The sequence below is a fragment of the Bacillus sp. SIMBA_005 genome (assembly GCF_046535585.1).
In the GTDB taxonomy this organism is placed as follows: Bacteria; Bacillota; Bacilli; order Bacillales; family Bacillaceae; genus Bacillus; species Bacillus pumilus.
In genome coordinates this window covers 1-273 of record NZ_JAWRWI010000380.1, presented here as the reverse complement: position 1 = coordinate 273, position 273 = coordinate 1, and the positions used below count along the sequence as shown (strand labels likewise).

Here is a 273-nt window from a genome sequence, read left to right as displayed (position 1 = left end):
ATGTAAATCTCTAATTACGTGGATAAAATACTCTAATGTAAAGTCCTTTGGAAAAAATCTTGTTGGGAATTGCGTTAACTCACCTTTGCCTTTAACCGAGGAGAGGAAAATCCATACTAAAGGGAATACGGCAAGAATAGTAGCTATTATTAGCAAAGCATGAGACAGAAACGAACTTACAATTGTTTTTTTATTTTTAACCATTTTATTTCGACTCCTTTTCCCATTTCCTAATAATATAGAAATAAAGTAAACAAATTGTTAAAAGGAATA

Annotated in this window: 1 pseudogene; it reads right to left on the bottom strand. The window is 30.4% G+C overall.

The features are described 5' to 3' along the window. Window positions 1-204 (bottom strand): annotated as a pseudogene (locus SB660_RS20545) (carbohydrate ABC transporter permease); the annotation flags it as partial. Between the last annotated feature and the right edge of the window lie 69 nt (window positions 205-273).